12 protein-coding genes are annotated in these 8,939 nt (G+C 41.4%); all 12 read left to right on the forward strand.

Translation table 11 applies throughout. From position 1 onward, the window contains the following. The first annotated feature begins 661 nt into the window (after positions 1-661). The 12 genes from DXV75_RS16770 to DXV75_RS16830 all read left to right on the forward strand — a co-directional run bounded on the left by DXV75_RS16770 (position 662) and on the right by DXV75_RS16830 (position 8,733). Positions 662-1,126: a DUF4262 domain-containing protein gene (locus tag DXV75_RS16770; protein ID WP_115594577.1), complete on the forward strand. Its 465-nt coding sequence runs from the start codon at positions 662-664 to the stop codon at positions 1,124-1,126. 126 nt (positions 1,127-1,252) lie between these two features. After that, positions 1,253-1,678 (forward strand): energy transducer TonB, encoded by a 426-nt coding sequence (locus tag DXV75_RS16775; protein ID WP_115594578.1) that lies wholly within the window; start codon positions 1,253-1,255, stop codon positions 1,676-1,678. Positions 1,679-1,792: 114 nt separating this feature from the next. Then, complete coding sequence (locus DXV75_RS16780; RefSeq protein ID WP_181898460.1) at positions 1,793-2,104, forward strand: DUF5076 domain-containing protein; 312 nt, start codon at positions 1,793-1,795, stop codon at positions 2,102-2,104. A gap of 500 nt (positions 2,105-2,604) precedes the next feature. Further along, entirely contained in the window at positions 2,605-2,988 is a 384-nt protein-coding gene (locus tag DXV75_RS16785) for a hypothetical protein (RefSeq protein ID WP_115594580.1), read from the forward strand. A 121-nt stretch (positions 2,989-3,109) separates the two neighbouring features. Beyond that, complete coding sequence (locus DXV75_RS16790; RefSeq protein ID WP_115594581.1) at positions 3,110-3,472, forward strand: hypothetical protein; 363 nt, start codon at positions 3,110-3,112, stop codon at positions 3,470-3,472. Positions 3,473-3,589: 117 nt separating this feature from the next. Beyond that, positions 3,590-4,063, forward strand: a complete 474-nt coding sequence (locus DXV75_RS16795; protein WP_115594589.1) for a T6SS immunity protein Tdi1 domain-containing protein — start codon at positions 3,590-3,592, stop codon at positions 4,061-4,063. A 92-nt stretch (positions 4,064-4,155) separates the two neighbouring features. Next, positions 4,156-4,587, forward strand: a complete 432-nt coding sequence (locus DXV75_RS16800) for a hypothetical protein (RefSeq protein ID WP_115594582.1) — start codon at positions 4,156-4,158, stop codon at positions 4,585-4,587. 123 nt (positions 4,588-4,710) lie between these two features. Next, entirely contained in the window at positions 4,711-5,310 is a 600-nt protein-coding gene (locus tag DXV75_RS16805; protein WP_115594583.1) for a hypothetical protein, read from the forward strand. A gap of 888 nt (positions 5,311-6,198) precedes the next feature. Then, a complete protein-coding gene (locus DXV75_RS16810; protein ID WP_115594584.1) occupies positions 6,199-6,444 on the forward strand; it encodes a hypothetical protein in 246 nt (81 codons plus the stop codon). Between the two features lie 145 nt (positions 6,445-6,589). Further along, the gene (locus DXV75_RS16815; protein ID WP_147291851.1) at positions 6,590-6,985 is read left to right on the forward strand and encodes a hypothetical protein; all 396 of its coding nucleotides are present in this window, start codon (positions 6,590-6,592) and stop codon (positions 6,983-6,985) included. A gap of 115 nt (positions 6,986-7,100) precedes the next feature. Next, a complete protein-coding gene (locus DXV75_RS16820; RefSeq protein ID WP_115594586.1) occupies positions 7,101-7,523 on the forward strand; it encodes a hypothetical protein in 423 nt (140 codons plus the stop codon). A gap of 844 nt (positions 7,524-8,367) precedes the next feature. After that, positions 8,368-8,733 (forward strand): hypothetical protein, encoded by a 366-nt coding sequence (locus DXV75_RS16830; protein WP_115594588.1) that lies wholly within the window; start codon positions 8,368-8,370, stop codon positions 8,731-8,733. The last annotated feature ends 206 nt before the right edge of the window (positions 8,734-8,939 follow it).

An 8,939-nucleotide genomic window follows, 5' to 3' on the forward strand; every position in this document is an offset into this window, starting at 1 on the left:
GTTGTATCAACTAGCAACATAACAATCACATTAAGTCGGTCGCAAGCTCCCTGGGACAGTAACACGTGGGCTCTGTCGCTTCGCTCCTATTTTAGCCCACGTATTACTGCCCCTTATGTGGGTGTTATAAGCCACAGGGAATTTGAGCTTGGCAATATTATTTATTAGCGTATTTGTTTGTACATTTTTATGGATTGAAATTCATTACTATGTAATCAATCGGTACGGAAACAGAGCGGCACTCGTCTTGTCGTTAGTAGGGTTGCTTTTGGGGTTTCTCTACTCATATTTTTCCCCGTCATCAACGTACGCTCGAGAGACCAAGCAAATAGCCCTCATAAGCTTCAGCGTAATAGTATTTGTAGTTCCAATTATCGTATGTCATTTTTTAACTTGGCTTACGCGAAAAAATAGGCCTAACACACGTCATGTGATTTCTGCTTTCTTAGCATTTATTAATTGTTTTTTACGGCCATTTTTTGCTTTGGTTACTGGTTGTTTTGTGCAGCTGGATTGTATTTAATACGGCTTATAACAAACGCATTAACCACTCGCTGCGCTCGCGGGGGACAAAAACACGTAGGCTCCCTTCGCTACGCTCCGTATTGTAGCCTACGTAATTTTGCCCGTTATGCGGGTGTTATATTTTACGGAGATTTAAGTGGACGAAAGGGATGAGAAGGCGCTAAGTGACATCGAGAAATTTGGTTGCCACGTTTTAAAGGTCATGGAAGGAGATGGAGAGCCTTGCTTCAGCTACTCAATTGGTATTAACAAAAAACAATGCAAACCTGACCTTATCATTGTCGGCCTAAAACTCGACTTGGCTCATTCAATTATCAACAACTACAAAAACCGTTTGCTCGCCGGTGAATCCTTCGAACCCGGCAAATATTACTCCGATTTCCTTGAAGGTTTTGATGTTTGCTTCATCAAAATGGATAAGTCGTATTATGAAGAATATGTAGGCTGGGGACTTTGGCTCCACGACGGAGACGATTTCGAAATGTTGCAGCTTATATGGCCGACAACAGATGGTTTCTGGCCATGGTTTAATGACACATCAAAGTTCTATCGTTGGGCTAAGCCCATTTTGAATGAGTCCGGTGCACTTAGTGAAATATAACAAAACGCTAAACTCGCTCCCGGTGGTCGCTGGGACAAAAACACGCAGGGCCGCTTCGCTATTATGCCCTACGCGTTTTTGCCCGTTAGCTCGGTGTTATGCGTCACGAGACATAATGGAGGATAAATGAGAAGGATTCTATTTTTGACAAGTGCTTTAGCACTATCAGCATGTAATTCAACTTCTGACGTTCAGGATAGCGGAATACAACCAATTGATTTTGTGGGTGACAAAAATGCCCTTGAGAAAATGTGGATCGTTTCGAAAAACGATTACCCGATATACCCTACAGATGCAGCTAGGAGAGGTATAAGTGGTTGTGTCGACTTTTCATTTGTGATCAACAGTGAAGGGAAAGCACAAAATATCCAAGTTATTAAGGCTATCCCTGACTCTACTTTTATCAGTTCAGCAACAAAATCACTAAAAAATTTCAGATGGCAACCAACGGAATTAAACGATAAACGCCAGCCTGCAATTACAACTTTGCAGCTCGATTTCAGTACCACTCGAGTAATGAAGGTTGCGGAATGCATAGCAGGCGACGCATAACAAGCCAAGTAAACGGGACAATAACACGTGGGCTCCCGTCACTTCGTTACGTATTATAGCCCACGTGTTATTGCCCCTTCTTGGGGTGTTATGCAAAAGAGGAAATATGAGGATATGAGGGAACTGACGATACCCATAGAAACTGGCGGAGATGAAGACGCAACTGAAATGATGCGCATCTGGTTAGCACATGATGATCTTCATGTTTCATTATTCCTGGGAATGTGGGAAGACGCAGAGGATTGCGAAATTGATGAAAGAGATGCGTGGGGTCAATTACTTGCCGATACCATTCAACATATTGCTAATGGCATGAGTCAGAGTCATGGATGGGATAAAGATCAAACTGTCGCTCAGATAACTCGCTCCCTGCTGAAACACTCAGATCTCCCGCGAGGTAGTATCTCTGGTGGATATGTTGACTAAAGTGCATAACAAACCCATAAACGCGCTATGCTGGGACAATTACTCGCAGGCTCCCGTCGCTAGCGCTCCTATTTTAGCCTGCAAGTAATTGCCCGTTATGGGGGCGTTATAAGCACCTGGAATCCTGCGTTCAATGAACAAGTACAAGTTGAGATTAATTGGCATTTTAGTGGTTCAGTTAATCATCACAGTAATACATAAAACATCTTCAAGTAGCTTTGACGCTACCAACTTTTATTATTTAGAGAATTGGACATATTGGCTGGGAATGAGTTGGGGAATTTTTGCTATTGTCTATGCTATCAAGTTAGGGTGTCCCCAATGCGGTGCAATGCAAGTGTTTCGTGGTCTTAGTGTCTTTTCATTACGCTGGCCACAAGATCATTGCCATAAATGTGGAGCCAAAATTGAATAGTGCTTATAACAAGTTAAATCAGCGGAAAACCACTCGCTGCGCTCACGTTTTCCGCTGTTTAAAGCGTTAGGGATTCGAGGTGACAATGGACTACGTAATTATTTTGGTAACATGTATTCTTTTCTTAGCTTATTCCAAATATAGCTATTCAAGCGGGCCATTTAAGCAGTGGCAAAACGCACAACCAAAATTTGTCTGGTTCCCTAAGTATATTGTCAGTTTCGACCAACCCATTTCGGAAATACAAAATAACCTTCAAAAAATAGGTTTTGTCGAAGTTGCAACACAAGAGGGCGTATATACCAGAGGTAAAGTCTACGGTGATTTCTCAGCAAAGCATTTATTGTTACAAGTAGAAATACTTGAAGATAAAAAATCATTTCGCTTGCTAGCAAAAACGTTTGTTTTATTTGACACAGGAGATCTTTGGCGTGTTTGCAAAGAGGTTGTATCAAGCAAAAATCCCTAACAAAAAAATTATGTCGCCCGCAGGCGGGCTGGGACACAAACAAGCAGGCGGCTTCGCCATTATAGCCTGCCTGTTTGTGCCCCATATTTAGGCGTTATGCATAAATGGAAGTTTGACTTATATGGAAGAAAAAATAGATATACTTTTTTACCTTTTTGGCACATGCATGGTTTTTTGGTTAGTAAGAACTGCATTTGCACTCAAAAAGTTACTTTTCCCTCGAGTTAATGAAAGGTTTATTAAACGAATTAACGACTGGGACAGTAAAGCCGAGTATAACTCCATCCTTGAAAACGTAGACTCATTTATCAAGATGTTTCCTGGAGAGTCTGATTTCGTATGGGCTAAAGCACGAGCATTATACAAAGTCGGAGAGCATGACAAGGCTCTGGAACTTTTTGAAGCATTAAGTAAGTCAGAACCTAGTTGGAAAGAAAGCGCAGACAGTTACATTAATAGTATTAAGGAACAGCGTGATGCATAACAATACGCTATTGACGCTCACTTTGTTCGCTGGGACGCAAACACGCAGGGCCGCTTCGCTATTATGCCCTACGTGCCTGCGCCCCAAAGCTTAGCGTTATGCCTCAAGGAGAGTTTTGTGCCATTAACTTGGAATGATCTCACAGTCAGCTTCGAGCATCTTGATCGAGCTAAATTGATGGAAGACTGGCAATGGCTTGTTGGTTTGGCGCTACCTATTCTTATTACCTCCGTCGGCGATGCTTTCCTACAAAGTGAATCTGGTGAAGTATTCTGGCTTATAACCGGCAGTGCAGAATTTGAAAAGGTCGCGGATTCATATGAAGAATTTCAAGGTAAGCTCCAAGACAATGAGCTTATCCATGAATGGTTTTTAGTTCCTGTTGTGGCACAGCTCAAAGAACAGGGTGTCGTCCTAGAGACAGGTAAATTATACGGTTTCAAACAGCTACCTGTTTTGGGCGGCAAGTATGAGCCTGATAACTTTGAGCTAACAGATATTGAGGTTCACTTTGCTATGTCAGGCCAAATGAACTTCCAAATCAAAGACCTTCCCGATGGCACTCAGGTTAATTTCAATGTCACGGAGTAAAGGCATAACAAGGCAAGGCAAATCGCCCTTCGGGCTGGACGCGCTAACGCGCGCCTTTGCTTGCGGCGTTATGTGCCAGGAGAGTAAGATTAGTGCCAAGTAAGCGTTTTGCATTTGCATCTGCCTTATGGAGCTTTCTTCCAGGAGCTTTAGTTATTCTGTTATTTGCTTTAACTGATATAGACTTGTATCAGAAAGCATCTCAAGCAGCAGAGGGCTATCAATCCTTGTTCTTTTTTGCGCCAATAATTTTAATACTTTTCGCTATTTATCACACAATTATTGGCTATATCCAAACCACCATAAAACAGCCTAAATTTCTGTTAGCTTTATTATCATCAATAGTCGCATCCGTGCCTTTTCCTCTTTTGGTAGCCTTGTCAAAATCAAATGCGACACAAGACGAGCGTTTGGCTCTTGTAATTACAGCACTTGTTATCTTTGGATTATTTTGGCTTTCTTTATTTACAGGTTCTTGCTATCAATTCCTTAAAATAAAAGGGCGTAACGTGCATGGCACATAACAAAAAAATTATGTCGCCCGCAGGCGGGCTGGGACACAAACAAGCAGGCGGCTTCGCCATTATCGCCTGCCTGTTTGTGCCCCATATTTAGGCGTTAGCTCCCCGAAGCTACGAGGTTGTTTTGTGAAATCTAAATTAATCAAAGAGATGAAACAGAACGGTTATATTGAAACCAGTAGCGATGGTTCGATGTTCCGATTGCTCAAACCATCAGAGAATGATTTTTCTTTGGGGTTTCTTATCGGAAAAGCAGGTAAGGAAAATTTAATAAGCATCCAATGGGGCGTTGTTCACACACCTATGTGGGAACTGCAACAAGAAGTAGAAAACCTTAAAGAATTGAATCTTCAGTTCTTACTCTTCAGCAACTCAGTCCATTTGGGTTTCAAAGCAAATATCAACGAAACTAGCTTAGAGGCAAAAGCAGTTTTAATGTCATTGCAATCTCGTATAGAATTTATGGAAAGTCAGGAAAACATCATCTTAGAAGATACTTCTAATTCACTGGCGTCTTTCATTACTCCCACCGTTTTTTCATACGATAAGCATTTATTAAACGAAGGTATGGCCCACTATTACGGCCTTTTATTTAAGCACCTTAGAAGTGGCATTTCTGTGCAAGAAATTAATCTTCACATAAAAACACTCCTCGCTTCTGGAATTAGCGAAAGATCTCCGCCAATATACAAAATGCATTTATTAAGTTCTTATGTGGGGAGCTAACAAAGCGCTAAACTCGCTCCCTTCGGTCACTGGGACAATTACGCAATGCGGCTTCGCCATTTTCGCATTGCATAATTGCCCGTTAGCTTAGCGTTAGCTATACAAAGGAAAATTCAAAATCAAAGGGAAATATTCATTAGCGTTAGGCAGTTCCTTTCTCAAAGAAAGAACCTGGCACTCACTAAATAAAGCTATATTTCAATCACTCATAAAACGCCTTGCTTCGAAAGAAAATATTTTGCGTAATAGACGAGACCCTTCGTTTGTTTTGTTTCGTCGAAAGAGGCTAGCTGCGGTCAATATTTATGAGAGGCGATTTGGCGCAGTCCCTTTGTTGTTTACGAAGCGTTCTTTGCCGAACCTTAAGTCTTTTTATATAAACAACGGTGTTTACGTTTGGCCTTCAAAAACATAATGGTTGTTTGTAGCAGTATAGCTAACAAGCCGCTCAAGGTTGCCAGCTTCGCTGGCGGGACAAATTTTCGCGGGCTGGCGCTTCGCGCGAGTATAGCCCACTCAATTTGCCCCTTAGCGGGGCGTTAGGTGTCCATGAGAACTGAAACTAAAACTCAAGAGTGGTTCCTGAAAGATCCGAGAACAAGGAAATGGATAAGGCAGTGTGCTGCCTGTGGCCAGTACGGCAGAGATCCAGAAACTCCGAATAATATTCCAAAGGTAAATTTTGAGAATATGTTTCCTGAAATGGAGTTAGATGATCGCGGGTTATGTCAATTTTGTGCTCCAAGGTTTAAATAAACAATGCGCCAAACGAAAACACCTAACAAGTTTGTCAACGATCGCCCTTCGGGCTGGACCGCTAAAAGCGTGGCTTCGCCACAACGCGGCCCGTTACAAAGGCGTTATGTGTCATCAGGGAATTAAAGTTATATGGATTTAACAGAACAGAAATTGCGTCAAATACTTAAACGATGCCAAGACGCCACAGAAGGTCCATGGACGTCTTTTGTTGAGGGTAGAGATCACGACTCTGGTTCAAACTTTATTCAAACAAGTAAAGATGATATTGAGTTGTTTGGCGCTTCAGTTGAAGACCAAGACTTTATTGCTAGCGCAAAGCAAGATATTCCTATGTTAGTTTACGAATTGGCAAAGCTAAAAGGGTGGTCAATTTAGCTTTGCCACATAACAAACCACTTAAGGCTCTCGCTTTGCTCGCTGGGACGCTAACACATGGGCTGCGTCACTCCGTTCCTAATTTTAGCCCATGTGTTACCGCCCATTAGTGGGAAGTTAGGTGTTCTTTTGGTATCAATTCACAATGTATAAACACAAGCCTTTAGTCTTTGCAGCTTTGTTTTCACTTACAGGATTATTGCTGGCTGGATTATTATCATTTATAAGATTTTTGTTTGAAGATGGTGTAATTTCTGATGCATTCAATAGACTTGAAGGGGTTGCTTTTCTGGCAATAGTTTCTATTGCTCTCGGTTTGCTAGCTTCTGAAATAAATTTTTTTATAAAGTCTGATATTTTGAGTTCAGTGTTATTTGGAATCTGCGCTCCACTGGTATTTATTGGTATGTTGCTTTTAGACTCTTTGCTTTTTGATGGGACAATAAAATCAATGCATGTGGAGTTCTATTTAGCCATTTACGCTTTGGGCAGTCTTCTTTCAGGGGGCGTCTTTTATGGCACTCTTCGTAAGAACACCTAACAAAGCGCTAAACTCGTTCCCTTCGGTCACTGGGACAGTAACGCAGCGGCGCTTCGCGATTATACCGCTACGTCACTGCCCGTTAGCTTAGCGTTATGTTTATTCAAGGAAGTTTATGGCTCCAGATACAATAAAGGAATATGTGAAAAGCTTCGGTTCTCATTTCCTGACAATATTAATTCTCATTGGTGTGCTCTATTTTTTGTTTAAGGAAGAGATTAACAATTTTATTGATAAATATAACTCTGTCAGTGAGTTGCAGGTTGAGCTAGCTCAGGAAAAAATGAAAAACAAACTGAACTCAGATGAGACAGCTTTTTTCCAGAATTCTCTGAATGAGTACCTTGAAAGTTATGCATCGATAGACTTATCCAATAAAAATAAATGTGATGATGAATATCTTCGTAAATTTAATGAAGCAGAAGCTAGGCTTGATGCGCTTGAAGCTCTATCAAAATCACTGGGTAATCACAATGAGTTCTCAGAGTTTTTTCAGAATCAACGGGGTTCCATGAGATCTATCATAGGTTGTCCATAAACATAACAAACGCATTAAATCGCTCGCAAGCTCGCTGGGACGCTAACACATGGGCTGCGTCACTTCGTTCCTAATTTTAGCCCATGTGTTATCGCCCTTTATGCGGGTGTTAGAGCTACAAGGAAAGTTCAATGACTGGTTTGTACGACTGGAATCCAATGCCTCACAAGGTAGACGTAAAGTGTCCTTCGTGTCACAAGAAAGCTGAATTTGAATTTGCGGAAGTAGTTAAAATTAAACTTAAAAAAGATGTTCCCTTTTTTCAAAATAGCCCGCAATTTGAATATCAAATGCTATCAGATCACTGTGGCCATGGGGTTCACGGTGCTTTTTTCTTCGAGGGGTTGCACGGTTCTGTAAACGCTATTTCAAACTTACCTGACGGGTACTCGTCATCAGACTGGAGTCACTCACAGTACCTTATTCGTAGCCAAAGATATGATATTGGCTCCATAATATGCTCACACTGTTCTAAAAGAGGAATCTACAACCTAAACTGGCCACAAGACGCATTCTATTCGGTGAGCCACAAAAATAAGTGCCTATGGGCTTTTAATAGAGAGTCTGCTAACGATTTATTAAGCTTCATCGAATCAAATGAACGCAGTGAGTCTACCTATAAATGGCAGTCATTTCTTCGACATATACCGTCGAATTTTAAAGGGAAAAAAGCGCGAACTGATATATCAAAAAAGCTTAGGCAGAGGTTGTCGTGCTAACACGCTCTAACAAAAAAATAAAGTCACTCACTTCGTTCGCTGGGACGCATACACGTGGGCTGCTTCGCATTATAGCCCACATGTCTGCGCCCCTTATTTAAAAGTTATGTTTACAAGGAAAGTAAGTGAGATTTATTAAAATAATAGTGCTATTAGGTGTGCTTACTGGATGCGTCAATGACTATTCCGAAAACCACTTCGATCTAGTAGAAATCGAAACAGCTGCAATTAAGTATTTGTCCTCGCAAGAAGAAAACGGTTCTCTGCATGGGATACAGCTATCAAACTTTCCTGTGCAAATAGCTAATTTAGATCCCGAAAGGGTTTACCTAACAGATCAGGGACTATACATTCAATTAGATAGTTTTTTCGTACAAGAAAGCGGCCTGTTTGTTCCTAATAAACCTTTAGACAGCTCCTTTGTAGAGAGTTTAGATCCAAAATACACGAGACTTTCGGGAAGTGTCTTTAGTTACATCATCAGAGGGTAAACATAACAATCAAATTAAGTCGTGCGCCAAGGCGCACTGGGACACAAACACGTGGGCGGCTTCGCCATTTTCGCCCACGCGTTTGCGCCCTTTATTTGGGCGTTAGCTAGCAAATGAGACCAATTTACAAATTCTTGATCATTGTTGAAGCCATAATTGGGTTCGGTCCTTTAGTCATACTGCTAGGGCTAGGCTTAATCACTATA

It is taken from the genome of Alteromonas aestuariivivens, assembly GCF_003367475.1.
Lineage (GTDB): Bacteria > Pseudomonadota > Gammaproteobacteria > Enterobacterales > Alteromonadaceae > Alteromonas > Alteromonas aestuariivivens.